A 25866-nucleotide genomic window follows, 5' to 3' on the forward strand; every position below is an offset into this window, starting at 1 on the left:
TTTCCTGATATTGCTACTTTTTATACAAGAGATTCTAGTATACCGATTAAAATCTAGCTGAATAGTATTATCACATTGCTAAATACTGAGCATTTTTTCCAATATGAATACCCTCATAAACATATTTGATCTTTGTCAGTTGCAAATAGATATCATTCTGCTAAATACCTTAATGACAGTGTATAAAGTTTTCGAAATGTAGAAATTAGACTTAAGTTCAGATTTTCGAGTAAAAATTATGCATTCTAGTTATACACGATCATATTTAGACCGAGATTAAGCCATGTTTAATCAGGCTTGTCGACAATTCAAGTGCTTATTTTTATAAAAAAAGCGCTGGTGAATGACCAGCGCTTTTATGGTTATTCTCCGTTCACGGAGGCGATTTTCTCAATCTGGCGATGTTCAGAATTCAGGTATTCATCCGACTGCATTTCCAGCAAACGGGAACGGGTCCGTTCAATTTCAAAGGCCAGTTTTTCACCCTGGTAAATATCCACGATATTATCTTCTGAGGTTAAGAGTAACTTGACGCCACGGTCATAAAATTCATCGACCAGATAAATAAAACGGCGTGTTCCATCATTCAGAAAATCGGTCAGGTGCGGCACATTGCTGACCAACACTGTATTATAAATATTGGCGATTTCAATAAAATCAGCCGGACTGCGTGGCTTTAAACACAGTTCAGAAAATTCACACCACAATACATCTTCAGTATGTGACACGGTTTCAACAATACGGTTGTTGATAATAATCGGCTCTTCAGAACAGGTCTGAGTCTGGGTCAAAGCGCTAAAACGTTGAGCAATCCAGTTTTTATGATCATGTGTTAACGGGAATTTAAACAGTTGTGCCTGTTTCAAAACCCGTAGACGGTAATCGACTCCGGCATCGACATTTAAGACCACACAGTTTTTCTTGACCAGTTCGATGGTAGGCATAAAACGGTCACGGTGAATGCCGTTCTTATATAAACCGTCCGGTGCGATATTCGAAGTAGCGACCAAGGTGATACCACGTTCAAACAGCTTCTGGAACAGATCGCTCAGGATCATTGCATCCGTCACGTTAGACACAAAAAATTCATCAAAACAGATGATGACCGCTTCTTTATAAATTCGATCCGCCACGATATCTAGCGGATTACGCTGTCCGGATAATTTGTTTAACTCACGATGCACATGCTGCATAAAATGGTGAAAATGCATCCGGGTTTTACGGCGAAACGGAATCGAATCGTAAAACTGATCCATTAACCAAGTTTTTCCACGCCCCACACCACCCCACATGTACACCCCTTTCGGAGATGTCTGACGGCGAAAGCGGCGAAATGCTTTTTTCGATGCCTTAAAACGCTGAATCAATTCCAGCCAGACACGATTCAGTTCATGTACTGCCATTGCCTGTGCTTCATCAGGCATAAACTGTCCCGAAGAGATCGCTTGTGCATAACGTTCTGCAGGAGAAATCGGACTAAAAGCGGTGCTGTGCTGTGAATTAAAATCGGACATAGAATTTCGTACTATTTGGGATCAATTTAATTATAGCGGAGTTTAATCAACACGCTATAACACTTTGGCATAAACAAGCTTAGGCTATTTTATATATTGCCGAGGACTTTGCCCAAACCAGCGTTTAAAGGCATGGTTAAAAGCAGCCGGCTCGGAATAGCCTAATAATTCTGCAATCATTTCAATCGAATACTGTTTGTATTCAATCAGTCGCAAAGCTTTATCTTTAATAATTTCTTCGCGAATCTGCTTATAACTGGTATCACACTGCTGTAACTGATGCCGTAAGGTTCGTTCCGGGATATTCAGCGCTTGTGCTGTTTCAGCCATGCTCGGCATCAGGCCGCTTTGGATTTCCAGATAATCCTGCACGCGCTGCACCACAGTCGGCGTCTGCTCATCCTGTTGCAAACGTTCCAGTTCAGCCAGACATTTGGCTTCATAAACGGCAAAAGTCACCGCATCCGCAGAGGGAATTTTAATATCCAGCACTGCTTCATCAAACCAGAATGCTGCCCGAGATGCATCAAACTGTACCTGTGTTCCATAATAATCATGGTAGACCTTTAAGGTAGTCAGATCTTCTGGATAGGCAAATGGCAACTCGATCCGCAAATCAGGTTTGGATAAGCCCATCAATTTGTAAATTTCCCGGATAAACTTAAACGTCCCGGAAATCTCCGCCTGTGCCAGCAACATTCCCAAATGATCATCTTGCTGCTTGGCCCGATAACACAGCGCGCTATGATGCTCGCTTTGCTGCAAGGCCAACTGACCGGTCAGATGCGTCAACTGCTGAAAACGGATCACCTGATTCAGTGCATCACGTACCGTAGGACTGGTCACCAGCAACATGAGTAAGGGACCATAACCTGCCAAAGCATAATGCTGGCCAATCAATAATCCCTGTTCAGGTTGGATTTCCTGTCCTACCACCTTAAGCACATCATGTTCCAGACTCGGATGGATCACCGAGCTTGGATCAAAGGCATCTACACGCAGTCCAATGTTTTGCAGTTTCTGATCGACTTCCATGCCAGCCTTGCGCATCCCTTGAATCAAATACATCAGACTGAGAACAGAACGTTTCATAACCATACAAATACAATGTGATTGCTCTAGTTGTACTATAAAAATAATGTGTCGGCTATTGCCGTTTAGATCAATTTTCTGTCTAATCACCAAGGAGCAAATTACGATAAATATCCAACATTAAAATAAGTAAGGAATGTACTGATGCTAGATCATGCCACCGCTACACGCTCCCCCCCCTCATACCAAAGTTGCCATTATTGGAGCTGGTTTCGGCGGTATTGCCATGGCAATACGTTTACAACAGCATGGTATTTATGACTTTATTATTCTGGAAAAAGGGAGCGATTTTGGCGGAACTTGGCGGGACAATCAGTACCCTGGAGCAGCCTGTGACGTGCAATCACATTTGTATTCCTTGTCATTTGCTCCAAAAAGTAATTGGTCCAAGCGTTATGCGGAAGCACCCGAGATATTTTCTTCTATTCAGGATCTGGTGACCGATTATAACCTGCGTGCTTTTTGCCGTTTAAATACTGAAGTTCTGGCAGCACATTACCAGGCAGAACGCTGTCTATGGCAATTACAGCTTCAGGATCAAAGTATCCTTGAAGCCCAGTTCGTTATCTTCGCTTCTGGGCCATTGCATATTCCCCAAATCCCACATATTCCCGGTATTGAGAAATTCCAGGGTAAAGTCTTTCATTCTGCGCAATGGGATCACACTTATGATGTAACTGACAAAAATGTTGCTTCAATCGGGACAGGTGGCAGTGCCATTCAATATATTCCGGAAATTGCCCCGCAATGCAAACATCTGTATGTCATGCAACGTACTGCAGCCTGGATCATTCCCCGAGATGAACGTGCCTATCCGAATCTTGAAAAGAAGCTCTTTAAAAAATATGACTGGTTTAGAAAGCTACACCGTGCCCGCCTGTATTGGTCAAATGAATCGCGTGTGGTACCGATTGTCAAACCTGGCATTATGAAATTCACCCAAAAACTGGCGGAACTATTCATTAAATATGAGGTAAAAAATCCTGAATTGGCCAAAAAACTGACCCCCGACTACATCATGGGCTGTAAACGCATTCTGGTCTCGAATAAATACTTCCCGACTTTTAACCGTACCAATGTAGAACTGGTGACCGAGAAGATTCAGGAACTGACTGAACACAGTATCATTACACAAGATGGAAAAGAACGGCCGATTGACTGCCTGATTTATGGCACCGGATTCATTACCGATCCACGCATCTATATGAAGAATTTTCAATGTACCGGGCTCCATGGCTTAGAACTGAATGAAGTCTGGAAACAAGGCGCTGAAAGTTATTATGGAATTTGCATGAAAGACTTTCCAAACCTGTTTCAGTTACTGGGACCAAATATCCTATTGGCGCACAACTCTGTGATTTTTATGATTGAGGCACAAGTCGAATATATTTTGCAGTTGATGCAACTGGTCGATCAATCCCAAAGCGATGCCATCATGGTCAAAGATCAGGCACAAAATACATTTAATCAGCAGGTGCAACACATGTTTGAAAAGACCGTGTGGCAATCTGGCTGTGTCAGCTGGTATCAGCAGGAAGGCAGCAAGAACTTTGCCTTATGGCCAACTTATACCTGGAAATACTGGCTCAAAACAAAAAAGCCAAATGCCGCAGATTATCGATTATTGAATAAAGTCGCCTAAAAGCTTTTTACCATCTGACATCAAGCGGTGGCATAATTTATAGGTAATTTTTTCAATCCATTAAACTTATGCAATCGCTTTGGCTTATCTTTCAGCTTCTATTCTGTCTAGCACTCGGTTTTGCCATGGCAAAACGAATTCCACTTTCGATTATTAAAATCTGTTTCAAGCTATTGCCCTATTTTAGCTATGTTTTATTGATTGCGATTGCCTTTGAATTTTCACAACTGGTAGATGAATTACAGCATCCCCTACAGATTCTAAGTACGTCGATCAGTATTGCCTTTCTGACTTCGCTCGGTGCTTTTGCATTTTGTTATCTACTATTTAAATGGGCAGGTTATCTTCCGAGTTCAGGCCGAGTCTCCGTCGACCTGGTACTTAAATCCTTGCTGAATATGAGCTATGCCTTTTTGGCTCTCGCAGGTGGATATTGTTTACATGCGGGCTTGAATCTGTTTGATCTATCCTTGCAAATCAGCACCTGGCATTTGTTGCTGGTATTTATGTTCATGATTGGCCTGGATCTGGCTTATTCACCTTTAGATCGTTCCTGGTTAAATTTTAAAATTCTCTTAGTTCCGATTGGTTGTATTTTTGGTTCATTATTTGCAGTCATGCTTTATTCATTCTGGAATACAGACATCAGTCTAAAAGATTTGATCATGCTGTCACAAGGCTATGGATTTTACTCAATGTCAGGTGTTGTCGTAACAGAACTCAGAAATGCAGAACTCGGCAGTATCGCGCTAATGAATGACCTCTTTAGAGAAATTTTTGCCATCTTACTCATGTATTGTATGGGCTGGAGATACCCAAGATCCGCCATTTCCGCAGCGGGTGCAACTGCGATGGATGTGACTCTACCGATGGTTAAACAGGCCTGTGGGCATGATTTTATTCCACATGCCATGGTCAGTGGTTTTATTTTGTCACTGTTAGCACCAGTCATGGTGAGTGTACTGGCAGCGATTTAATTACTTTATCACTTTCTCAATCTCACTAAATTCCTCTTTTATAAAGAGGAACTCTCCTCCCTGATTCAGTTTAAAAGCAGAATTTTAAAACGAAGCACAAGCAAGTAGGCCGAGAGGGCTGACTAAAAACTTAAATCAATATCACTTAAGGCATCGCCTACTGTTTCAATAACATCCGAAGCAAGACTGATGGCATCAGATGCCAAACTGACCACATCGATCCCCGCTGTCCGATCTGCTGAGCTTGCCTGCTGTTGTTGCTATTCTTGTTGCTTAAGCTGTTCTGCCTGTTGAATATTTTGAATCACGTCATTCTGTACTTTTTCTAATTGTGGTTCAGATGAAGTCATCATTTTTCCTTTTTATTTTATAACCATTTTTTCAATATATAAAAAAAGCCTTTCGACTGAAAGGCTTTTTGTCATTCAAACCATATTAAAGCGTTGCCAGAATATCTTTTAAGGTTTGGCGCATATTTTTAGACTGGGTAATCGGGCGACCAATTACCAGATGTGTTGAGCCATCTAGCATTGCCTGTTTCGGTGTCACAATACGTTTCTGGTCATCTGCATTCGACCCTTCTGGACGAATGCCGGGTGTCACCAATGCAAAGTCTTTTCCAATCGTTTCACGTAACATTTTCGCTTCTTGAGCTGAGCACACCACACCATCGAGACCACTCTCTTTGGTCAGTTGTGCCAGACGTTTTACATGCTCATTTGGCTCAATATCCAGACCAATATCTTTTAAGTCTTCACGGCCCATTGAGGTAAGAACTGTGACGGCAATCAACTGAGTCTTATAATTACCTGCTTGCAAACGCTCTACACAGGTTTCCATCATCTTACGGCCACCTGAGGCATGTACATTCACCATCCATACACCCAAATCTGCTGCTGCGCATACAGCCTGTGCTGTTGTATTTGGAATATCATGAAATTTCAGATCCAGAAATACATCAAAGCCCTTATCTTGAAGCGCTTTGACAATGATTGGACCTTCATGGGTAAATAACTCTTTACCAACTTTTAGTCGACACAAGGCAGGATCTAGCTGTTCTGCAATGGCTAAGGCATCAAATTGGCTTTTGGCATCTAGTGCGACGATGATACTCAAGAGATTACCCCTTCATATAGGCAAAAAATAAGCCCATTATAATGGGCTTTGATTTTCATTGGTAATATCTAATACAGTTTTTTCATGCCGGGTATGGGCTGCTGCTTCAGCGGCCATTAACTTGGCTGTATTCAACTGTTCCTTACGTAGATGTTCAATGTCTTTACGCAGTCGTTTAATTTCCCAATTCGTCTGAAAAACCCGGAAGATCTGAACGCCCAATAAGAGGCCTAAAACGACACCTAAAGATAACGTGAGGAGAAGTAATAATCCCAGGCGCATTGCGGGAACTTGAGTAAATAACAAGTCCACTGACAATTCGGTACCGTTTTGCAGAACTAAAGCTAATGAATAACCAAACAGTACCAATAAAAGAATGACCAGAACGTAACGCATGAACACCCCGTAAAATATTTACAATTATTTTTGTGCAGACTCGTTCACAGCGTCACGAAGTGCCTTGCCTGGTTTAAAGTGTGGAACTGCTTTTGCAGCAACTTCTACAGATTTACCAGTTTTAGGGTTACGGCCTACGCGCGGTTCACGGTGATGCAATGCAAAACTACCAAATCCACGAATCTCGATACGATTGTCAGTTGATAAAGCTTCTATCATTTGATCGATCATAATTTTAACTGCTTCTTCCACTAAAGGCTTAGCCAAATGCGGATTTTTTAACGCAATACGCTCTATTAAGTCAGACTTATTAAGTGCTTCAGTAGTCATCTGCGACCTCTTTAATTATCAAGCTACTTGGGATCTATTTCCCGATAATAACCTGTTTAAATACAAAACGGTAGCGCAATAATTAAATACTACGCTACCGTTTACAGTATTTGTATAAAAAGTATTAGTTAACTTACATTAACAATACAATTCAAACGCTTACTTAGTTGCCCATTTGAGCTTTGATCAGGTCACCAATTGTCTTAGGACCATTGTCTTGACCAGCAGGAGCTGTTTTCAAGTTAGCAACTGCTTCTTTCTCTTCAGCTTCGTCTTTCGCTTTGATAGACAAGTTGATTGCGCGAGATTTACGATCTACGTTGATGATCTTCGCTTCAACCTCTTGACCAACTTCAAGGAACTTAGTTGCATCTTCAACGCGATCGCGGTTGATTTCAGATGCTTTCAAAGTCGCTTCAACTTCGTCAGCTAACTTAACAGTAGCGCCTTTAGCGTCAACTGCAGTTACAGTACCTTTAACCAACGCACCGCGTTCGTTAGCAGCAAGGAAGTCATTGAACGGATCGTTGTTCATTTGCTTGATGCCAAGGCTGATACGGTTGCCTTCAGCGTCTACAGAAAGGATAACCGCTTCAACAGTGTCGCCTTTCTTGTAACGACGAATCGCTTCTTCGCCTTGTTCGTTCCAAGAAATATCAGACAAATGAACTAGACCGTCGATACCGCCTGGTAAACCGATGAAGATACCGAAGTCAGTGATAGATTTGATCGTACCAGAAACTTTTTCGCCTTTGTCGTGATCTTTAGCAAACTCTTCCCATGGGTTAGCACGAGTTTGTTTGATACCCAAAGAAATACGACGACGTTCTTCATCAACTTCAAGAACCATAACATCAACTTCGTCACCAATCTGAACAACTTTAGATGGGTGGATGTTTTTGTTCGTGTGATCCATTTCTGAAACGTGTACTAAACCTTCAACGCCTTCAGCGATTTCAGCGAAACAACCATAGTCAGTCAGGTTAGTTACGCGCGCTTTAACGATTGAACCTTTAGGGTAACGGTTCATGATCGCTAACCATGGATCTTCGCCAAGTTGTTTAAGACCTAGAGAAACACGGTTACGTTCGCGGTCGAATTTAAGTACTTTAACAGTAACTTCTTGACCAACTTCAACAACTTCTGAAGGGTGCTTGATACGTTTCCAAGCCATGTCAGTGATGTGAAGAAGACCATCAATACCGCCAAGGTCAACGAATGCGCCGTAGTCAGTAAGATTTTTGATAGTACCAGTAACTGTTTGACCTTCTTCAAGCTGAGCAAGAAGAGCTTCACGGTCAGCTGAAGATTCAGCTTCCATAACAGCACGACGTGAAACAACAACGTTGTTACGTTTAGCGTCAAGTTTGATTACTTTGAATTCTAACTCTTTGCCTTCTAGGTGAGTAGTATCACGAATAGGACGAGTATCAACTAAAGAACCTGGAAGGAACGCACGTACTGGACCGATGTCAACAGTGAAACCACCTTTAACTTTACCAGAGATAACACCAGTAACGATTTCGCCGTCTTCAAAGATTTTTTCAAGTTTAGTCCAAGTTTCTGCGCGTTTAGCTTTTTCGCGAGAAAGAACTGTTTGACCCATACCGTTGTCAAGTGCTTCAACAACTACGTCTACAGTATCGCCAACTTGAACTTCAAGTTCGCGCTGTTCATTTAAGAATTCAGCACGGTCAACAACGCCTTCAGATTTAAGGCCAGTGTCAACAGTTACCCAATCAGAGTCAATGCTTACTACAACGCCCTGGATAACTGCACCCTTTTCAACGTTGAGGTTTAATTCGCTTGCTTCAAAGAGGGCTGCAAAAGATTCGGTCATGATATTTCCGATAAAGTCAGCGGTCTTGGATCAGACAAGGCCGGTTTAATTAAGCATCTACATAGTCCATATAAAACTGATCAAGCTATGCGTTTGCTGATAAAATTGGGTTAATTTGCTAACTGCTGATCCACATAAGTGGTCATCAGCTGGAATACTTCATCGATATTCAAATCTGAACTATCAATAATGTAAGCATCATCCGCAGGCTTGAGTGGAGCGACGGCGCGTTCCGTATCTCGTTTATCGCGAGCGATGATATTAGCTAAAATGTCGCTTATTTTAACATCCAGTCCCATGCCCTGCAACTGCTTTACACGTCTTTGCGCGCGTGATTCAGCCGAGGCCGTCAAATATATTTTTGCCTGGGCCTGCGGGAAGATACTTGTTGCCATATCACGTCCATCTGCCACCAGACCAGGCGCCTGTGCAAAGGCATGCTGACGTGAAACCATCGCTGTTCTAAGCTCAGGAATTGTTGCAACTTTTGAAGCAAACTCTCCTACTCGTTCAGTGCGAATGGTTTGGGACACGTCTTCACCATCCAGCCATACCTGCACCCCAGTGTCGGTACTGACAAACTGAATATCTAAATTTGTTGCGATTTGTACGCATTCTGGCAATTTCGTGTCTAGCGAATCCAGCAAATCATGGTGATGCAATGACAAACCCAAAAGGCGGTATAAAGCACCAGAATCCAATAAGTGAAACTGATAATGTGCAGCCAGTTTCGCTGCTAACGTGCCCTTGCCAGACCCACTTGGACCATCAATGGTAATAATTTGAACTGTCATTGCTTTCCCGTTGTTGTTTAAACAGATTTTGCGAGTTTTGTCAGGCCTAGTTTAATCGCTGCCTGTAACTGTGCAAGGATTAATTTACTCACAAAAGGCGCACGTGCCTGCAATTCAATCGTATAAGTTACTAACGTTTTGTTATCAGCCAGTGCTTCAAATTCAATAATGCCTAAATGATGCTTGATCAATGGATTTTTAACAATCTGATATTCGATGCGATTATTTGGCTCGAACAAGGTAATTTGTTCTTTCAGCGGCTTCACTGGCCCCATACCCATTGCACGTACTGAACCGAGTCCATCAGGATATTCAGCATCCGCAGAATCCTTGATTCGTTCGACCTGCATCGGTGCGAAGGCAATATTATAGGTGGCATGCTTGGACATCAAATTGAAGACATCATCAAGGGCTGCTGGGAATTCTTTTTTTACTTGGATGCTGTTCATTATTGTTCCTGAAGATTGCAGATATTTGAAAGTGGGAAAATTTTAGCGGATAAAGTAAATTTACTTCTGCGTATTTAATAACTTTTCTTGTAACTTGAATTGTCGTTTCTGCTCGCGACGCAACTTAAAAAATGCACTGAGCTGTTCAGAGCATTGCTGCTGCATGCAGCCTGCCTGGAAAGAAAATACGTGATTATAATAACCGGTTTCAAACAGTTGACGCGCACTCACCAGTGAACCTGCTTTCGCTTCAAATGCGCCAAATACTACCCGTGAAACCCGTGAATGCACCAGCGCACCAACACACATGGTGCACGGCTCTAAAGTCACATAAAGCACTGCATCATCAGGTAAACGATAATTCTGGATATTTTGACAGGCATCACGCAGCGCCACAATCTCGGCATGCGCGGTCGGATCATTTAAAGAAATCGGCGCATTAAAGCCCTGACCAATGATCTGATTCTGACTAACAATAATCGCACCCACCGGAATTTCGCCCTGTGCGGCAGCAAGTGCAGCCTGCGCATAGGCAAGCTGCATCCAGTATTCATCGCTCAATTGTGTTTCGGACATGTAAAACTTAAATCACACCATACTGTTTTAGCAAGGCATTCCAGCTTTCAATATTGGTCACCGGAGGGTTTGCAGACAAAATACCTTTTAAGCTCATATCTGCACCCTTTTTCCATGCAGGAGAAAGGTCTTTATCCACCAGACGTGCGCGCACACCTTCGACAAAGTCATGATGACGGATTTTCCAGTCTGAGATCTGAACTTCCAGTTCGAAAACTTCATTCCAGGAATGTATCTGCTTACCCCATTGCCACAATAGCCAGGTCAAGGCTGCAGTAGTTGGCGAACCTTTTTTCAGGTTTTCACTGGCCTGACGCAACCAGTCACTACGCGCATCACTCAGGCCAATAATCGACTCATAATCATGCTCAAAGTTGATACCACGGCAAACACTATGAATCACATCCAAGGAGTTTTGCAACGGTCCCGGGCCGACCGGACGGTGCATACTATTCAGGGTATCATCAATGGCACGAAAGTCACCTGCAGGATAATGCTCCCAGTCGATATTAATCACTTTATCCAAAACTGAATCACGCTGTGCATCACAAATATGCGTTGCCCAGCCAATCCCATAAGCGCCCGCAGCGGTCATGATCGAACCGGTCAAGCCAGTAAATAGACCAATCGCACCACGATCTGCTAAGAAGCGGGTTGCACCCACGTCTGGATACAAACCGATATTGATTTCAGGCATTGCCAAACGTGAATATGGCGTCACTAAACGGAAAGGCGCCGCCATAAACAAGCCCAAGCCACCACCCATCACATAACCTTCACCCCAGACTAAAACGGGTTTGGCATAATTATGCAGTAACAGATCGAGTGCATATTCTTGTTCAAAGAATTTATTGGCAGCCGCGACTTCATCATTAATCACTAACTGACGCAGCTTACGCACATCCCCACCCGCACAGAACGCTTTCGGTGTGGTTGAATCCAGCCAGATGGCTTTGACGCTATCATCATGATGAAAGTCCTGAAATACTTCCAGAAGTGCGGAAGCAATCGATTCATCGAGAGCATGCAAAGATTTCGGGCGATTTAAACGAACGATACGCCAACCATTGTGCGCTTCTTCAACAATCAAATCCGGATGATAATGTTTAGTAAGGGGAGAATATTTCATGCGTCCAGCTGCCAATCTATAGGCTCAATGCCATGTTGTTTGAGGTAGTTATTCGATTTTGAAAATACTTTACAACCAAAAAAACCACCACGGTTTGCTGCCAAAGGCGATGGATGTGCTGCCTTTAACACGAGATGCTTGTCTTGATTAATGCGCTGTCCTTTACGCTGTGCGTATGCGCCCCAAAGAATAAAGACAATATGTTCACGCTGTTCATTTAATACATCAATGACGTGATCGGTAAATTCTTCCCAACCGCGCTTTTGATGCGAAGTCGGCTGACCTGCTTCTACGGTCAGTACTGCATTTAACAGAAGCACACCCTGCTCTGCCCAATGTGTCAAGTCACCATGCTTCGGTCTTTCAACCCCGAGATCAGCATGTAACTCATGAAAAATATTACGCAAAGATGGTGGTAATGCAACCCCCTTTTGCACGGAAAAGCTTAATCCATGCGCCTGATTTGGGCCATGATAAGGATCTTGCCCTAAAATTACCACTTTTACCCGATCTAGCGGCGTGGTATTTAACGCATTAAAAATCAGATGATTGGGAGGATAAATGATTTTATCTGCTTTTTTTTCTTCAACGAGAAATGCTTTTAATTCATCCATTTTCGGACTGAGCAAAAATTCACTCAATCCATATTTCCAGCTTTCATCCAGCTGAACTTTATTCAGCTTGGCCAGTTGCTGTTCATTTAAAGACATTCTTCAATCCTAAATCTATGTCAATGGATTTAAAGTCACGCAGACTTTAAATCTGTACCTGTAAATCTACTGTAGGGTTATGAAATGGTGTGCCCTGTTTGAGCTTGGCAAACATGTCCGGATCTGTCCATTCAGCCTGCACTTGTTCAGAGAACTCAAGTTGCTCCAGACTAAGGATGCCCATTTGTTCATTTTGAATATCTTCTAAAAAGCTTTGTGCATAGCCGGTGTCGGTTTCATGCACAATCACAGAATAGACTTCGACATCGCCTTCACCATTTTGAGTCACGGTCGATGCCAGCACCTGCTGTGCCAGAAAGAAGAAAATACGTGAAAACTGTTCTGCTGATGGCGATACCGGCAAAGACACCCAGCGCGCACTGAAATTCTTGCAGGCCTGAATATATTCCGGATCGTCATTTTTCCAAAAGCAGATGGCATGATCGAAAGAATCAAAGAAATCCTTAATCACACCTTTAAGCAGACCAAAGTCATAGACCATTTGACCATGATCTAGCTTCGAGGCTTTTAGCAATAACTCGACTTTATAACTATGGCCATGGATCGAACGCTTACAGCGATCTGACGTGCAGTTACGCACAATATGAGCATTCTCAAACTTAAATAACTTACGAATTAACATATGCCGTAATGTCGTCAAAAAATAGGTGAATTAATTTTGATTATAAAGCAAAAGTAAAGCTTTGAGGATTAATTTTGCTGTTTAGCATGATAGGAAAAAGGCATCAGCCCGGCATTTGCGCTTATCCAGCCTGTACAACTCATGAGCTAAAATTAAAATGGCGCCATGCTACGGTAAGCGACATAAACCTGTTTGTCCTGACGAACCAGATCGCTGCTAAACTGGCGCTTACGCTCACTTAAAACCACTTCGATTCGGGCTTTAAAATAATTGGATTGCACCCCAAGCAGACTGTTAAACAAATTACGCCTGTCCGCATCGACCTGAGCGAAAGGCTCCAGTGACCACAGATCAGTCACATTGGAAAAGTGCTCCAAATTGGCCTGACGCTGATCCAGCAATTGCTGCACTGCATTCACATCCAGCTTTTCATCCATACTAGCCAAAAGAAAAGCTGAAGCGGTATTAATATTGACCAGGCTCTCCTGCACCGGTGCAGTACTCAGATAAGGTGCTATCAGCTTATATTTATTCTCTTCAAAACCGCGTACCAGCTTTAATTCTTCTACGCTGTGAAATTTTGCATTCGGTGGCAAAGCAGCATTGGGCAAGCTCTGATAATAGTTAGATTCGGCGCCCATGCCCCCACTGACCAGCTCGTCTGCATCCTGCCAGTCAATGACTGCTTCACTGAGCTGTTCCGGCAAACTGGCACGTTTTAGAATCAGCTCGAACCATGCTTTGGCATTTTCATTGACTGCGCCTTCGGCAGTAATCAGGCTATTTAAATTAAACTTGCCTGATTCATCCTGTATTATTCCGGAGACATAACCGTCATCTACCGGAAAAGCTGGCATGGGCTGCGCCCAGGTTTCCTGCAGATGGTCGACCTCTGCGGCATTTTCAGCATCATCGACCAGCAATTCAGAAAAAAAGGCCTCGGCACTTTTGGCATACATAAGGGACTGGTTTTGTCGCATCAAATAAGCAGTGCTTTCAGCAGTTGCAGCCTGACGTTGGGCAATCGTGGCAGCCAAAATAGTCGCTAGCGCTACCATCACCAGAATGGTAATCAGTGCAATGCCCTGCTGCTGCTTGATCATGATCGCTTTCTTCATTTTCATTTCTTATTATTCTGAGCTGGGTTGAACGGTGTTCTGAGTATCAAGCAAAAAGTCAGTATTTAATAAACTAAACATCCATTCATAACTGACGCCATTCACAGTTAAATTGATTTTAATCCCTTTAGGCAAACGCTGTTTATGCTCTAACTGATTCAGATCAGCAGAAGTATCCGGCCATTGCGTGAGTTCATTCGGATTAAGTACGACGATCTGGAATTGTTCGACTTCCGACAATAAAACACTGGATTCGGGCTGATCTTGACCGGTCTGATTCAGATTCCGGTATTTCAAGCGATAAAGTTTCTGCTCATCGGCTCGATACTGATATTCAATGCGTTCATCTGGGGAAATTCCTTCTTCCAAAGGGTCAGTTACCCCAGTTTTACTGAAATTAAAGCGTCCGTTCTGCAGCACCAGAGCCGGTTGAATATCCCCATTGATATTGGCCGTTAAGGGCACTGCCTGTACGGTATCTCGCAGAATCTGCTGATAGGTTTGCTGTAGCTGACCTAAACGCTGCTCATGAATCACATTCTGATCTTTGGTTTTGACAATATAATCAAAAACTTTCCAACCCAAAGCAGACAGCACCGCAAAGATCGCAATTGCGACCATTAATTCAACCAGGGTAAATCCTTTAGGCTTCATGGAGTATTGTTCATGCGATGATTAAAGAACATCAGGTTACTGATGCCAGACTCAACCTGACCACTGTCCTGATTAACCAGACTCACCTGCAATTCGATTCGCTGCACATTGGGACTGACCGTCGGTTCGCTGCGCTTGTCAATCTGCCAAGTTTCACCTTGCTGGGTCAGCTGTTTAGAAGCCGTACCCTCCATCCATTCCTGATTGATTTCCATTTGTGCCACTTCATTTAAAGCAACAAACTGTGCTTTGGTACGTAGAATAGCATTCGAGGTCGACTGGGTATATTGCATTGCGACTTTGGTCAGGGTCATGGCTGCGGTCGCAAAAATTGCCAAGGCCACCATAACTTCCAACAAAGTAAAACCTGAGGCACGATTAAGTCGAGTAACACTCGACCTGAGCGACATTGTCGCGCAAGAAAGTCCGATAGCAGCGCAAGACGAAGTCCTATGCTTGCAGCACACATGATCAAATCCATGAACACTCGCCTTAAACAACTTGATTACACCAGACCCAGCGCTCTGCTTGAAATATCTAGATTTCATTGATTTTACCCAAATGATCAATCTCAATCGCAGCACCCACTTCACGGTCTTCTAAAAAGAACTGAATCCGCACCGGTTTGACTTCACCATTGCCGAGCCAGATCAATTGAGGTGAATTTGCCTGAGTCAGATCACGGTTTTGTGCCTTGGCGTAACGCTGCTGTTCCAGTGCCTGAATCTGAAAGGAAACATGATCAGGCAAACTGCGCAATTTAAAATCTGCATAACTTTGCCATTTCTCATTTTGCAGGTTCTGTTCAGTCTGCGCTGCTGAACGATATTCTATAATTCCATAACGAAATGGCGTGACATCTGTTGCTGGCTGAACGTCAAGCGCGAGTATTCTAGACTGGTCATTGGCCTCGCGTAGCACCCGTTGCAAGTCTACTAATAAAATTTCCCGTGCCTGCATTGCTTTGCGCTGATCGACACCACTGGTATTGAGTAGCACTAGTGAAGCCATAATCCCCATAATCACAATCACCACCATCAATTCGATTAAGGTAAAGCCACGAACTGCACTGTGAGGTGATCTGATCATAGGACAACCTTAGACAAACTGGTCGGCAGAATGCACCTGCTTGGGCAAAGCCAGCGCCTGATCGATATAGGCCACACGCAAGGTATCGCGTGAACCCAAGTAACGCTGATAGAAACTGGAATTGAGAATTGCGGCTGCACCATGGGTCAGCGACCAGATCGACGCTAGATAATCGCGTACCGACATGCGGCTGTTGATCGATGCCAGATAAGTTTCTGTCATACGGATAATCAGGCGTAAACGCTGTTTACGCACCTGATAAAGTTCGCTAAACAGGTGCTGGATTCCAACCCCAGTCGTCGACAGGCGTTCTTCAATCTGATGAAACAGCACGGTTCGTTCCGGATGATGTAAATGATGCAGCATAAAGAAGGCCAGATGTTCAGGAAAGGCTTTATCGCTATCCTGAATCATTTCCAGCAACATGCGCTCATTACGGATAATCAGCAGCATGTACAGCTCATCTTTACTCTGAAAATGTTTATAAAGTGTCCCTTTGGCCAGATCAAGCTCGGCAGCCAGCGCATCTAGCGTCATTCCTGCTTCACCATTTTCCAACAGGAGCTGTTCTGCAACTTGAAAAATCAAGGTTTCTCTTGCTCGAAACTGAGCCTGACGATCCATCTTCACCCTATAAACTCTCTTTGTACTTTATATAACTTTATTTACTTTAAATTCAGAAGATTTTCAAAGTTCTGCTTTGTGATAAAAGCCATTTCTTCTAGCGACTTATCATATACATCGCAAAGCGCTTTGGCTACATAAGGAACGTATTTAGGCTCATTAGATTTGCCACGATACGGCATTGGCGCAAGATAAGGACTATCGGTTTCAATCAGCACACGATCCAGCGGAACCTGTTTGGCGACATCACGCAGATCCTGCGCATTTTTAAATGAAACAATTCCGGAAAATGAAACATAATAGCCGCAATCCAGTACTGCTTTAGCGGTTTCCCAGTCCTCGGTAAAACAGTGCAGGATGCCATGCGTAGATTTTTCCGCGCGAATAATATCGACGGTATCATGCTTGGCGGAACGGGTATGAACGACTACAGGTTTTTTGGTGATTTGTGACGCATGGATATGCCGGGCGAAACAGGCTTTTTGCTCTGCAATAAAATCGGTACTGTGATAATAGTCCAGACCTGTTTCACCGAGTGCCCAGACTTTCTCCGGTTGCGCCAGTTCGACCAGATATTCAGTCGTGGCACGCGCCATGGTTGCAGCATCTTCGCAAGGATGTACGCCAACGGTATATCCGACATCTGCATGACACGCGGCAATTTTGGCCAGCTCGATATGATCATCCAGATCGACCGAGATACTCATGAATTTGGAAACACCGGCTTCACGAGCCTGAGCCAATGCCTGATCCAGATCACCATGATATGGTGTCAAATCAAGCAGGGTTAAATGACAATGAGTATCTACAAACACGATGCGTTCCTACCAAGGGTAAATTAACTACATAGTGTAACTTTTACGTCCTTCAGATTTAAGACCTGCAACCAGACGATCTGCTTCATTTTTAAAATAAACGCCTTTTTCACCGCTTAACTGGATGCCAAAGCCTTGTGGCTTGATGCCATTCTGCTTTTGCGAGACCCAGATGACTTTACCGGTTAAAGGAATTTTCTGGGTCTGGTCAGGCAAAGTCGTCAATACAAAAACCTCTTCGCCCAGTTTGACCGGCTGCTTGGAAGGAATAAAAAGCCCACCACCCACAACATAAGGCATATAGCTGGCAAACAGTGTTTCAATGTCAGGAATATTGGCCTGAATAATACCGCCCATACGTGGTTGCATGTGATTTCCCCTTAATTAAAGATTCATCAGCTTGATAAACAATTCATCAATAACCAGATTGCTTTGGACATTCTGTTCAAGGAATTGTTTAGCGCGCTGAAAATCTTCATAAATTTTAAAAAGTGCTTCTAATGAATATTGTTCGGCAAGTACATTGAATTCAAGGTCAATGTTTTTCACCGTCTGATTTAGCTTGACACAAATTAAATCGGACAACAAGTATTCAAACATTTGAGCAAAGTCACCAAAATTCAGGTTTTTATTCCATTTGGTCGCAATTGCCATCGGCATATTTTTTTGCATGACCAGTTTTTGCCAGTCTTGCAGGAATTCCTGACGTAGTGGCAGCCAGGCACTTTGTGCAACCTCTAGTGCCTGTAACGGCATCTGATTGGACAGGTTCATCAATAACTGTTGTTGGCTAGCACCTGCATCTGGGAGCTGATTCTGGATATAATCGCTAAATTGTTCTGCGGAAATCCGGTCCAAAGCAAAATGCTGCAAACGACTGCGTATAGTCGCGGGCAATTTTAAATAATGATTCGCCAGTAAAATAATGACCGTATTATCACCGGGTTCTTCCAGTGTTTTGAGTAAGGCATTGGCAGAGGCAATATTCAAGGCTTCTGCCGGCTCAATCACAATCACGCGCCAGCCATCTACAGTCTGTTGCACAAAAGGCAGCAGATCGCGAATCTTCTCGATCTTGATTTTGGCATTCTGTTTTTTATTGTCGTCATCGGTACTGATATGCACATAGTTGGGATGGGTGTCTGCCTTTAACCATTGACAGCTACTGCATTCACCACATGGCCCGGCAGGCTGACGATTCAGGCATAACACCCAAGCCAGAAACTGTTGGGTAAACGCTTCTTTACCACAGCCTTTTTTTCCATAAAACAATAAACCATGTCCAAGCTTGGGAAAGCGCCCGGTCAGGGTTTCCCAAACCTGTTGCTGCCATGGATAGATATGTGCATTGACATCAAAAGGCATGTATTTGACTCTTCTTAGGCAAAATGGGAAAGATCCATCTGATTCAGGCGATCCAGATCTTCCTGAGTATCTACCCCTGGCGGCAAATTGGCTTCAGCCACCGCAATGGCAATACGGTGTCCATTTTCCAGTACCCGTAACTGTTCTAGAGATTCCAGTTTCTCCAGCACACCCATTTCCCAGGTCACATATTCTTGCAACAGTTTTACCCGATAGGCATATAGACCTAAATGACGATAGGCCTGATCATGCAGCTTCGGTTCAGCGAGTTTCGCGCCATCACGGTCATAAGGAATGGTAGCACGGCTAAAATACAGTGCCTGCTGCTGTTTTGACATTACGACTTTTACAATGCTGTCGCGTTTGAATTCATCCAGTTGATGGATCGGCTCACATAGCGTCGACATGGAAGATTCAGGCTGATCTTCCAAGAGTTGAGCAACCTGTTTTACCAGTTGCGCCGGCAGTAAAGGTTCATCCCCCTGTACATTGACAATGATGTCATCACTGGCCCAGCCTTTAGTTCGAGCCACTTCACTCAAGCGGTCTGTGCCTGAAGGATGATCCGCTGAGGTAATCACCACATCAATGCCTTCAGCACGGCAAACGGCTGCAATACGCTCATCATCAGTTGCCACACACAGATCGTCAAAACCTTGCACTTTTTTGGTTTGGTCCACTACCCGCAGAATCATGGGACGACCATGAATTTCCAGCAAAGGTTTACCCGGTAAACGTGAACTGGCGAAACGTGCAGGAATAACAATGTGTTTCATAATGAATGAGCCTTAAGAAATTTGAATACCGTATTGTTGTAACTGTTGCTGCAAGACTGTATAGCAGGCTGGCGATAGGACTGCATCGACTGGCACCACCCAGATATCCTGTTTAAAATCTGGATATTGTTTAAGTAGCGCCATAATTTTTATTGCGTCTTTTTCAGTGGTAATAATCGGATTGTTATCATCGAACTGTAAATCTTCAATGTCATAGTCATGATGGTCTGGAAACTCATGACACTGAAATTGTTCTATGCCTAAATTTTGCAAGGTCTGATAAAACCGCTGTGGAAAGCCAATGCCGACTACCGCATAAAAAGCCGCTTGAGGATCAAAGATTTTATTGTTGTCCTGATTAAGCAAATAAGGCTGTGATGCAGCCAGATGCATATGCAGTTCAGAGCTTGGGTTAGCCGAATGCTCAATTACGGTTCCCGTTTTCAAACGGGTCACTGGTTCACGTAGATAACCTTCTGGAAGCAGTTTCTGATTACCCAGACCGCGATTATTATCCAGCACAATCCACTCAATCTGGCGATTCAAGGCCCAATGCTGCAGGCCATCATCACAGATAATCAGATCCAGTTCATGTTTGTGCAGCAATAACTCGATACTTTTCTGCCGGTTGGGACCAACTGCCATCGGCACGCCTGTTGCCTGTACAATCAAGGCAGGCTCATCTCCGACAATCTCCGGCAAGGTATTAAAGTCGACATAGGCAGGAAATGGACCTTGGCCGCCATAGCCTCGACTGATCACGCCTACCCGAACATTTTTCTCGGTTAAATAATCCACCAGATGAATCAACAAAGGTGTTTTACCGCTACCACCGACTGTGATGTTACCAATTACCATAACGGGAATTGGTGCACTATAACTTTTTTTAATGCCTTTTTGATAAAGCCAGTGATTGCTGACAAAACCCAGGCGATACAACCATGACAAAGGACGCAGCACCACCAGCCACTTTGCCTGTGCATTCCAAGCATCCTGAATGATTTGTGCCAGTGCCATAAGTTACTGTTCCTCAAAGTTACGCTGATGCAACTGATAATAAGCACCATGTAGCGCAATCAGTTCGGCATGACTGCCCTGCTCAACAATACGGCCCTGATCCATAACCACAATACGATCCGCGTTTTCAATCGTCGATAGACGATGTGCAATTACGATGGTCGTACGGTCCTGCATGGCTTTATCAAAGGCACGCTGAATAAAGTATTCCGACTCGTTATCCAGCGCACTGGTCGCTTCATCCAGAATCAGGATAGAGGCATTTTTCAAAATTGCGCGTGCGATCGCGATGCGCTGACGCTGGCCACCAGACAGGTTTAAACCCTGGGCACCCAGCTGAGTATCATAACCTTGCGGCAATGCCATAATAAAATCATGCGCATAGGCTGCCTTTGCTGCCGCGATAATATCTTCATCGGAGGCACCTTCAAGCTGACCATAAGCAATATTTTCCCGCACAGTTCGGTTAAACAGTACTACTTGCTGGTTCACCATGGCAATTTGGGTTCGCAAGGCGGTAATTTCAAAATCTTCAATCGGTTTCTGATCCAGCAAGATCTGCCCAGAAGTTGCATCCTGATAACGCACCAGCAGATTCACCAGAGAACTTTTTCCTGCACCAGAACGTCCTACCAGCGCTACTGTTTCACCGGCCTTGACCTGCAAATTAAAGTCATGAATAGCATGATGGCCATCATCATAAATCAAGTTAACATCTTTAAACTCGATATCGCCTTTTAGGCTATCAGTCAACGTCCCGGTATTTTTTTCCTCAGGCATATCCAGCAATTCAAATACTGAATGTGCTGCGGCCATACCCCGTTGAATCTTTTCATTGATATCCGTCAAGGCTTTGATTGGTCTTGCCAGCATACCCGCCGCAGTAATATAAGCAACAAATTCACCGGCAGAGGTGTCACCCAAGATTTGTGGGCGCAAGGCAATAAACATCACGATACTCAGTGAAATGGACATGATCAACTGAACGACAGGACTATTCAACTGTTGCACAGCGACCATTTTCAAGCCACGACGCAAGTTTTCAAGCGAGTTCTGTTTAAAGCGTTCCTGCTCAGAACTTTGCCCGCCAAAACCCTTGACGATCAGGTTGGCATTCACCGTTTCCTGCACTACATGGTTCACATCACCCATGGTGTCTTGTACTTGTTGCGATAATTTACGCATCCGTCTTGCAGCTTTACTGATAATAAAACCTATGACGGGTGCAAAAATCAGGATACACATGGTCAGACGCCAGTTGGTATACAACAGGTAGCCTAATAATGCCAGGGTGATCAAACCTTGTTGCAACAAGGTTCTTAGGGCTTCAGTTGAAGCAGCGGTTAGCTGTTCAACGTTATACATGATTTTGGCAGTAATATGCCCGCTGGTATTGTCCAGATAATACTGGGAAGGTAAGCGCAGCAATTTTGCAAAAACTTCCTGACGGATATTGAATACCAGATTCCGGGAAATTACCGCAGTAAAATATCCACCCATGAACAAACCCAAGCCCCGGAAGAACATGAGTATGACCACTAAAAACGGGAAAAGTGATGTGAAACTCTGGTCTTTATTTTGAATCGCCTCAATAATATATTCCAGTAATTTAGCGACAGAAACTTCCGTAGCCGCATTAATAGAAAAACCCAACAGGACAAGCAATGCAATGCCCCAAAACGGTTTTAAATAACTTAAAAGGCGAAGATAGACCTTAAAATCGTGCTTCACTAATAACCTCGGGTGGGTACTTTGGTACTGATATTAATATTTACAAATCCGAGCTGACCGGCCACGTCCATGACACGAATCACGTCCTGATGGCTGGCTTTTGCGTCAGCTGCAATGACAAACATTAAATCACGGCGTTCATTAGAAATCTGTTTAATTGCAGTATTTAAATCCGCGACTTCCTTACTGGCCAAGGATTGACCATTGACTGCGTAATGACCATTGGCATCCACAATCACTTCAACTTTCTGATCATAGCTTTTAGGCGGTACACCTTGCGCATCCGGCAAGGTCAGATTCATTCGGCTCATTTGGCTAAATGTCGTCGACAAAAGTAAAAAGACCAGAATAAACAGCAGACAATCAATCATCGGTGTCAGATTAATATGTACATCTTCCACCTGGTTGCGTTTGAATTTCATCATCCGCCTCCTAGCTGGCTTTTTGCATGTCTTGATCTATGTCTGCATGATTACGATAAAAAAGATCCGCATGAAACAAAGTCGCTTGCTGCTCAAGTTCAGCCACATATTCCTGAACAAGACGCTGAAAATAACGGTGCGCAAACAGTGCAGGAATTGCAATCAACATACCGGCTGCCGTGGTAATTAAAGCCTTGGAAATACCCGGCATCATCAATACCGGATCACTCCCGGTACCTACATCGATCATCAGGAAAGATTCAATAATCCCAAGTACAGTTCCCAATAAACCGAGTAAAGGCGCAACTGCACTCAAAGTTCCCAGAAAATTAATGTTTTTTTCCAGATAACCAATTTCCTGTGATGCCACCACTTCCATCTGTGCGCGAGCATACTGCTCACCTTGCTGCTTGCTGGCATAGCCTGCAGTAAATACCCGACCCAAAGTGCTTTGCTTTAAGGCCGCACTTTGATTCATTTTTTGCATGACTTGTGCTGTATTTTGCGAAGGCCCCATCAACAGTGTCAACGGAAGTACTGCATTCTTTTTCAGGCGAATCAGACGCTCGATCGAAATCGCCAGCATAAAGATAGAACACAAGACCAGGGGCAGCATAAGCCAGCCACCTGCTTTAACCAATTCCCACATCTAATTTATTCCCCAATAAAAAAAATATATAAATTATTCATCTTCTAAAATAGAAAGAATGCCATCCAGCTCTTCTAAAGAGTGATAGCTAATAACCAGTTTCCCTTTACCTTGCTTGTTATAGTCAATTTTAACATCTGCACTGAAACGCTCTGAAAGGCGCTGAGTCAATTGCTGAATATCCGGTGCTACAGCTTCTTTTACTTTTTCTTGTTTAGGTGTATTGAAATCACGGACTAACTGCTCGGTTTGACGAACAGACAGACTTTTTTCAATTACGATATCTGCAACTTTGAGCTGATCTTTAGCTTTTAAGGTTAAGATCGCACGTGCATGCCCCATATCCAGCAAACCCTGCTGCATAAAGTCTTTCACTTCTTCTGCCAGGCTAAGCAGGCGAAGTAGGTTACTCACTGTCGTACGCGCTTTACCCACGGTATCTGCAATCTCCTGATGGCTTAAGCCAAATTCTTCATGGAAACGTTGCAGAGCCATCGCCTGATCAATCGGATTCAGATCCTGACGCTGGATGTTTTCAATCAAGGCCAGTGCAATCGCAACCTGATCATTCAGATCACGTACAATCGCAGGAACCTCGGTCAAACCCGCCAGCTGTGCAGCACGCCATCGACGTTCACCCGCAATAATCTCGTATGGATAGCGTTCATCGTCAACCGGACGGATCACGATGGGCTGCATGATGCCATGCTTTTCAATCGATGCTGCCAGTTCCTGCAAATCCTGCTCATTGATATAACGGCGCGGTTGATATTCACCACGCTTGAGCAAGTTCACATCAATCTGTTTTAGCTGACCATGGTCAAGACCTTGAGCTTCGAGTTGTAATTTTTCTTTTTGAATTGAGCCTAGCAAGGCATCCAAGCCACGACCTTTGGCGAGTCCACGTTTCTTGACGGTCATGCTTTACTTCCTTTTTTCACTTTGCTTTTCTTTAATACTTCAGCTGCCAGATTTAAGTAAGCAACCGCACCCTTTGAGCTTTTTTCAAAATAAATCACCGGCAAACCGTGTGCTGGCGCTTCAGCCAGACGAATATTTCGTGGAATTACGGTTTCATACAGTTTTTTACCGAAATATTGTTCTAATTCTTCAGAGACATCACGGGTTAAGGCATTACGTGCATCGTACATGGTGCGTAATACACCGACAATTTGCAGGTCCGGATTCAATGCTTGCTGAATCCGATCGATGGTTTGGGTTAAATCAGCCAGACCTTCCAGTGCATAGTATTCACACTGCATTGGAATCAGCACACCATCCACGGCTGCCAAAGCATTGACAGTAATCAGGCTAAGACTCGGTGCACAATCGACAATGATATAATCAAATGAAGATTCAATTTCTTGCAGGGCATCACGCAAAATGAACTCGCGCCCTTCCTGCTCTGCAATCGCCAACTCAACCCCGGCCAGATCGCGGTTTGCCCCAAGAACCTTGTAACCGACTTCCGCTTTAGAGATCGCCGTTTCAATCGGCACTTCACCCAGCAGTACATCCGTGACCGAATAAAGCAGGTCATTCTTCTGAATGCCAGACCCCATGGTCGCATTGCCTTGCGAATCCATATCGACCAGCAAAACACGTTTTTTTAACACAGCTAAAGATGCCGCCAAATTTACTGCGGTTGTGGTTTTACCTACACCACCTTTTTGGTTTGCAATCGCAATAATTTGTGCCATGTTGACCCCGATTTTCCAAAAATTTTAAATACGTTTTAATAGAAGTAAATGACGCTGTTCGTCTAAGCGCGGAACTTTAAGTTCAATAATCTCACAACTAAATTCATTTTTTAAAGTAGCAACTTCATCTTCAGGAATTAAGCCTTTCATTGAGGCAATAATTGTTTGCTCATGCATATATGGCTTAGAAGCATCAACAAAGTCTGTTAATGATGCAAAGGCACGACTGGTAATCACATCAAATTGACCCAGCTCATTGATGCTGTCTTCATTTTCAACACGCGTTTGCACGGCAATGACATTTTTGAGTTTTAAGTCAGCAATAAACTGCTTAAGGAAACGAATTTTTTTACCGTTAGAATCCAGTAATACACATTCACGCTCAGGCTGACATAAAGCAATGATCATGCCCGGCATACCACCACCTGTGCCGATATCCAGCAATCTGCCCGCTGGCAGATCTTTCAGAATGCTCAGACTGTCGAGCAGATGCTTGACCAGCATTTCCTTAGGATCACGGATTGCAGTCAGATTATATGCTTTGTTCCACAGCACCAAAGCATCCTGATACTTGAGTAATAAATTTAAAGCCTCATCAGATAGCTCTAAACCCAAAGCCTGGCTACCCTGCTTTAGTTCTTGAAAAAACATGTGCATAAACAATCTACGCTCGAAAAAGTTAGGTGGAAGTATACCGT

The 25866-nt window shown here is 43.7% G+C and carries 30 protein-coding genes; 2 read left to right on the forward strand and 28 right to left on the reverse strand.

Annotated elements, in window-relative coordinates:
• Positions 1 to 362: 362 nt before the first annotated feature.
• Positions 363 to 1514, reverse strand: coding sequence for a cell division protein ZapE (zapE, locus tag I6L24_RS12950; protein ID WP_005252217.1), 1152 nt, complete (start codon positions 1512 to 1514; stop codon positions 363 to 365).
• 84 nt (positions 1515 to 1598) lie between these two features.
• A complete protein-coding gene (locus tag I6L24_RS12955; protein WP_216986150.1) occupies positions 1599 to 2606 on the reverse strand; it encodes a helix-turn-helix domain-containing protein in 1008 nt (335 codons plus the stop codon).
• Between the two features lie 154 nt (positions 2607 to 2760).
• On the opposite strand from I6L24_RS12955, the gene I6L24_RS12960 reads away from it, so the two are divergent.
• Together I6L24_RS12960 and I6L24_RS12965 are read left to right on the forward strand one after the other, a co-directional pair.
• The gene (locus tag I6L24_RS12960) at positions 2761 to 4248 is read left to right on the forward strand and encodes a flavin-containing monooxygenase (RefSeq protein ID WP_216986151.1); all 1488 of its coding nucleotides are present in this window, start codon (positions 2761 to 2763) and stop codon (positions 4246 to 4248) included.
• Positions 4249 to 4316: 68 nt separating this feature from the next.
• A complete protein-coding gene (locus I6L24_RS12965; protein WP_216986152.1) occupies positions 4317 to 5225 on the forward strand; it encodes a LysO family transporter in 909 nt (302 codons plus the stop codon).
• A 435-nt stretch (positions 5226 to 5660) separates the two neighbouring features.
• Here the strand turns inward: I6L24_RS12965 and pyrF are convergent, their stop codons facing one another.
• The 26 genes from pyrF to rsmG all read right to left on the reverse strand — a co-directional run bounded on the left by pyrF (position 5661) and on the right by rsmG (position 25825).
• Positions 5661 to 6341, reverse strand: coding sequence for an orotidine-5'-phosphate decarboxylase (pyrF, locus tag I6L24_RS12975; protein WP_216986153.1), 681 nt, complete (start codon positions 6339 to 6341; stop codon positions 5661 to 5663).
• Positions 6342 to 6377: 36 nt separating this feature from the next.
• Positions 6378 to 6737: a lipopolysaccharide assembly protein LapA domain-containing protein gene (locus tag I6L24_RS12980; protein WP_004278852.1), complete on the reverse strand. Its 360-nt coding sequence runs from the start codon at positions 6735 to 6737 to the stop codon at positions 6378 to 6380.
• 24 nt (positions 6738 to 6761) lie between these two features.
• Positions 6762 to 7067, reverse strand: coding sequence for an integration host factor subunit beta (locus tag I6L24_RS12985; protein WP_216986154.1), 306 nt, complete (start codon positions 7065 to 7067; stop codon positions 6762 to 6764).
• Positions 7068 to 7230: 163 nt separating this feature from the next.
• Positions 7231 to 8907 (reverse strand): 30S ribosomal protein S1, encoded by a 1677-nt coding sequence (rpsA, locus tag I6L24_RS12990; protein WP_004278854.1) that lies wholly within the window; start codon positions 8905 to 8907, stop codon positions 7231 to 7233.
• Between the two features lie 110 nt (positions 8908 to 9017).
• The gene (gene cmk, locus I6L24_RS12995) at positions 9018 to 9701 is read right to left on the reverse strand and encodes a (d)CMP kinase (RefSeq protein WP_216986155.1); all 684 of its coding nucleotides are present in this window, start codon (positions 9699 to 9701) and stop codon (positions 9018 to 9020) included.
• 17 nt (positions 9702 to 9718) lie between these two features.
• A complete protein-coding gene (locus I6L24_RS13000; protein WP_216986156.1) occupies positions 9719 to 10150 on the reverse strand; it encodes an SRPBCC family protein in 432 nt (143 codons plus the stop codon).
• 60 nt (positions 10151 to 10210) lie between these two features.
• Entirely contained in the window at positions 10211 to 10726 is a 516-nt protein-coding gene (gene tadA / locus I6L24_RS13005; protein ID WP_114541085.1) for a tRNA adenosine(34) deaminase TadA, read from the reverse strand.
• Between the two features lie 7 nt (positions 10727 to 10733).
• Entirely contained in the window at positions 10734 to 11855 is a 1122-nt protein-coding gene (locus tag I6L24_RS13010) for an enoyl-CoA hydratase/isomerase family protein (RefSeq protein ID WP_216986157.1), read from the reverse strand.
• Positions 11852 to 12565, reverse strand: a complete 714-nt coding sequence (ung, locus tag I6L24_RS13015) for a uracil-DNA glycosylase (RefSeq protein WP_004731474.1) — start codon at positions 12563 to 12565, stop codon at positions 11852 to 11854. The genes I6L24_RS13010 and ung overlap by 4 nt, the downstream gene beginning before the upstream one ends.
• Positions 12566 to 12611: 46 nt before the next feature.
• Entirely contained in the window at positions 12612 to 13208 is a 597-nt protein-coding gene (locus I6L24_RS13020; RefSeq protein WP_044109536.1) for a 6-pyruvoyl trahydropterin synthase family protein, read from the reverse strand.
• A 152-nt stretch (positions 13209 to 13360) separates the two neighbouring features.
• On the reverse strand, positions 13361 to 14332 hold the full coding sequence (gene gspK, locus I6L24_RS13025) for a type II secretion system minor pseudopilin GspK (protein WP_216986158.1): 972 nt from the start codon (positions 14330 to 14332) through the stop codon (positions 13361 to 13363).
• Positions 14333 to 14338: 6 nt separating this feature from the next.
• Positions 14339 to 14980, reverse strand: a complete 642-nt coding sequence (gene gspJ, locus I6L24_RS13030; RefSeq protein ID WP_216986159.1) for a type II secretion system minor pseudopilin GspJ — start codon at positions 14978 to 14980, stop codon at positions 14339 to 14341.
• Positions 14977 to 15528: a type II secretion system minor pseudopilin GspI gene (gene gspI, locus I6L24_RS13035; protein WP_373687389.1), complete on the reverse strand. Its 552-nt coding sequence runs from the start codon at positions 15526 to 15528 to the stop codon at positions 14977 to 14979. Before gspI ends, gspJ begins: the two co-directional genes overlap by 4 nt.
• On the reverse strand, positions 15518 to 16069 hold the full coding sequence (locus tag I6L24_RS13040; RefSeq protein ID WP_216986160.1) for a type II secretion system protein: 552 nt from the start codon (positions 16067 to 16069) through the stop codon (positions 15518 to 15520). Before I6L24_RS13040 ends, gspI begins: the two co-directional genes overlap by 11 nt.
• Positions 16070 to 16078: 9 nt before the next feature.
• Entirely contained in the window at positions 16079 to 16693 is a 615-nt protein-coding gene (locus I6L24_RS13045; RefSeq protein ID WP_004278873.1) for a TetR/AcrR family transcriptional regulator, read from the reverse strand.
• A gap of 41 nt (positions 16694 to 16734) precedes the next feature.
• Positions 16735 to 17508, reverse strand: a complete 774-nt coding sequence (locus I6L24_RS13050) for a TatD family hydrolase (protein WP_005252239.1) — start codon at positions 17506 to 17508, stop codon at positions 16735 to 16737.
• 27 nt (positions 17509 to 17535) lie between these two features.
• The gene (locus tag I6L24_RS13055) at positions 17536 to 17877 is read right to left on the reverse strand and encodes a PilZ domain-containing protein (RefSeq protein WP_004278877.1); all 342 of its coding nucleotides are present in this window, start codon (positions 17875 to 17877) and stop codon (positions 17536 to 17538) included.
• A gap of 15 nt (positions 17878 to 17892) precedes the next feature.
• Positions 17893 to 18873 carry a DNA polymerase III subunit delta' gene (locus tag I6L24_RS13060; RefSeq protein WP_216986161.1) on the reverse strand — a complete coding sequence of 327 codons (981 nt, stop codon included), beginning with the start codon at positions 18871 to 18873 and terminating at the stop codon, positions 17893 to 17895.
• 14 nt (positions 18874 to 18887) lie between these two features.
• Positions 18888 to 19649 carry a 3-deoxy-manno-octulosonate cytidylyltransferase gene (kdsB, locus tag I6L24_RS13065; protein ID WP_216986162.1) on the reverse strand — a complete coding sequence of 254 codons (762 nt, stop codon included), beginning with the start codon at positions 19647 to 19649 and terminating at the stop codon, positions 18888 to 18890.
• Positions 19650 to 19661: 12 nt separating this feature from the next.
• Positions 19662 to 20666: a tetraacyldisaccharide 4'-kinase gene (gene lpxK, locus I6L24_RS13070; protein ID WP_004645471.1), complete on the reverse strand. Its 1005-nt coding sequence runs from the start codon at positions 20664 to 20666 to the stop codon at positions 19662 to 19664.
• Between the two features lie 3 nt (positions 20667 to 20669).
• On the reverse strand, positions 20670 to 22397 hold the full coding sequence (gene msbA / locus I6L24_RS13075) for a lipid A export permease/ATP-binding protein MsbA (protein ID WP_216986163.1): 1728 nt from the start codon (positions 22395 to 22397) through the stop codon (positions 20670 to 20672).
• The gene (locus I6L24_RS13080; RefSeq protein ID WP_004278885.1) at positions 22397 to 22819 is read right to left on the reverse strand and encodes an ExbD/TolR family protein; all 423 of its coding nucleotides are present in this window, start codon (positions 22817 to 22819) and stop codon (positions 22397 to 22399) included. The genes msbA and I6L24_RS13080 overlap by 1 nt, the downstream gene beginning before the upstream one ends.
• 10 nt (positions 22820 to 22829) lie before the next feature.
• Positions 22830 to 23468 (reverse strand): MotA/TolQ/ExbB proton channel family protein, encoded by a 639-nt coding sequence (locus I6L24_RS13085; protein ID WP_004645474.1) that lies wholly within the window; start codon positions 23466 to 23468, stop codon positions 22830 to 22832.
• Between the two features lie 33 nt (positions 23469 to 23501).
• Positions 23502 to 24389, reverse strand: a complete 888-nt coding sequence (locus tag I6L24_RS13090) for a ParB/RepB/Spo0J family partition protein (protein WP_004731487.1) — start codon at positions 24387 to 24389, stop codon at positions 23502 to 23504.
• Complete coding sequence (locus I6L24_RS13095) at positions 24386 to 25168, reverse strand: ParA family protein (protein ID WP_004278889.1); 783 nt, start codon at positions 25166 to 25168, stop codon at positions 24386 to 24388. The genes I6L24_RS13090 and I6L24_RS13095 overlap by 4 nt, the downstream gene beginning before the upstream one ends.
• Positions 25169 to 25192: 24 nt before the next feature.
• Positions 25193 to 25825: a 16S rRNA (guanine(527)-N(7))-methyltransferase RsmG gene (rsmG, locus tag I6L24_RS13100; RefSeq protein ID WP_004645477.1), complete on the reverse strand. Its 633-nt coding sequence runs from the start codon at positions 25823 to 25825 to the stop codon at positions 25193 to 25195.
• Positions 25826 to 25866: the final 41 nt, after the last annotated feature.

It is taken from the genome of Acinetobacter lwoffii (assembly GCF_019048525.1).
Taxonomy (GTDB): Bacteria; Pseudomonadota; Gammaproteobacteria; order Pseudomonadales; family Moraxellaceae; genus Acinetobacter; species Acinetobacter lwoffii_K.

Excerpts from the sequence above, each read along its gene's own strand:
- gspJ (WP_216986159.1), bottom strand. The coding sequence starts at position 14,980 with ATGAAGCCTAAAGGATTTACCCTGGTTGAATTAATGGTCGCAATTGCG.
- I6L24_RS12960 (WP_216986151.1), top strand. The coding sequence starts at position 2,761 with ATGCCACCGCTACACGCTCCCCCCCCTCATACCAAAGTTGCCATTATT.
- I6L24_RS13060 (WP_216986161.1), bottom strand. The coding sequence starts at position 18,873 with ATGCCTTTTGATGTCAATGCACATATCTATCCATGGCAGCAACAGGTT.
- rsmG (WP_004645477.1), bottom strand. The coding sequence starts at position 25,825 with ATGCACATGTTTTTTCAAGAACTAAAGCAGGGTAGCCAGGCTTTGGGT.
- gspK (WP_216986158.1), bottom strand. The coding sequence starts at position 14,332 with ATGAAAATGAAGAAAGCGATCATGATCAAGCAGCAGCAGGGCATTGCA.
- cmk (WP_216986155.1), bottom strand. The coding sequence starts at position 9,701 with ATGACAGTTCAAATTATTACCATTGATGGTCCAAGTGGGTCTGGCAAG.
- I6L24_RS13045 (WP_004278873.1), bottom strand. The coding sequence starts at position 16,693 with ATGGATCGTCAGGCTCAGTTTCGAGCAAGAGAAACCTTGATTTTTCAA.
- I6L24_RS12985 (WP_216986154.1), bottom strand. The coding sequence starts at position 7,067 with ATGACTACTGAAGCACTTAATAAGTCTGACTTAATAGAGCGTATTGCG.
- I6L24_RS13000 (WP_216986156.1), bottom strand. The coding sequence starts at position 10,150 with ATGAACAGCATCCAAGTAAAAAAAGAATTCCCAGCAGCCCTTGATGAT.
- tadA (WP_114541085.1), bottom strand. The coding sequence starts at position 10,726 with ATGTCCGAAACACAATTGAGCGATGAATACTGGATGCAGCTTGCCTAT.
- I6L24_RS12955 (WP_216986150.1), bottom strand. The coding sequence starts at position 2,606 with ATGAAACGTTCTGTTCTCAGTCTGATGTATTTGATTCAAGGGATGCGC.
- I6L24_RS13040 (WP_216986160.1), bottom strand. The coding sequence starts at position 16,069 with ATGATCAGATCACCTCACAGTGCAGTTCGTGGCTTTACCTTAATCGAA.
- zapE (WP_005252217.1), bottom strand. The coding sequence starts at position 1,514 with ATGTCCGATTTTAATTCACAGCACAGCACCGCTTTTAGTCCGATTTCT.
- I6L24_RS13095 (WP_004278889.1), bottom strand. The coding sequence starts at position 25,168 with ATGGCACAAATTATTGCGATTGCAAACCAAAAAGGTGGTGTAGGTAAA.
- I6L24_RS13055 (WP_004278877.1), bottom strand. The coding sequence starts at position 17,877 with ATGCAACCACGTATGGGCGGTATTATTCAGGCCAATATTCCTGACATT.
- rpsA (WP_004278854.1), bottom strand. The coding sequence starts at position 8,907 with ATGACCGAATCTTTTGCAGCCCTCTTTGAAGCAAGCGAATTAAACCTC.
- I6L24_RS13085 (WP_004645474.1), bottom strand. The coding sequence starts at position 23,468 with ATGTGGGAATTGGTTAAAGCAGGTGGCTGGCTTATGCTGCCCCTGGTC.
- lpxK (WP_004645471.1), bottom strand. The coding sequence starts at position 20,666 with ATGGCACTGGCACAAATCATTCAGGATGCTTGGAATGCACAGGCAAAG.
- I6L24_RS13020 (WP_044109536.1), bottom strand. The coding sequence starts at position 13,208 with ATGTTAATTCGTAAGTTATTTAAGTTTGAGAATGCTCATATTGTGCGT.
- I6L24_RS12980 (WP_004278852.1), bottom strand. The coding sequence starts at position 6,737 with ATGCGTTACGTTCTGGTCATTCTTTTATTGGTACTGTTTGGTTATTCA.
- I6L24_RS13090 (WP_004731487.1), bottom strand. The coding sequence starts at position 24,389 with ATGACCGTCAAGAAACGTGGACTCGCCAAAGGTCGTGGCTTGGATGCC.
- I6L24_RS12965 (WP_216986152.1), top strand. The coding sequence starts at position 4,317 with ATGCAATCGCTTTGGCTTATCTTTCAGCTTCTATTCTGTCTAGCACTC.
- ung (WP_004731474.1), bottom strand. The coding sequence starts at position 12,565 with ATGTCTTTAAATGAACAGCAACTGGCCAAGCTGAATAAAGTTCAGCTG.
- gspI (WP_373687389.1), bottom strand. The coding sequence starts at position 15,528 with ATGAAATCTAGATATTTCAAGCAGAGCGCTGGGTCTGGTGTAATCAAG.
- I6L24_RS13080 (WP_004278885.1), bottom strand. The coding sequence starts at position 22,819 with ATGAAATTCAAACGCAACCAGGTGGAAGATGTACATATTAATCTGACA.
- kdsB (WP_216986162.1), bottom strand. The coding sequence starts at position 19,649 with ATGAAACACATTGTTATTCCTGCACGTTTCGCCAGTTCACGTTTACCG.
- I6L24_RS13010 (WP_216986157.1), bottom strand. The coding sequence starts at position 11,855 with ATGAAATATTCTCCCCTTACTAAACATTATCATCCGGATTTGATTGTT.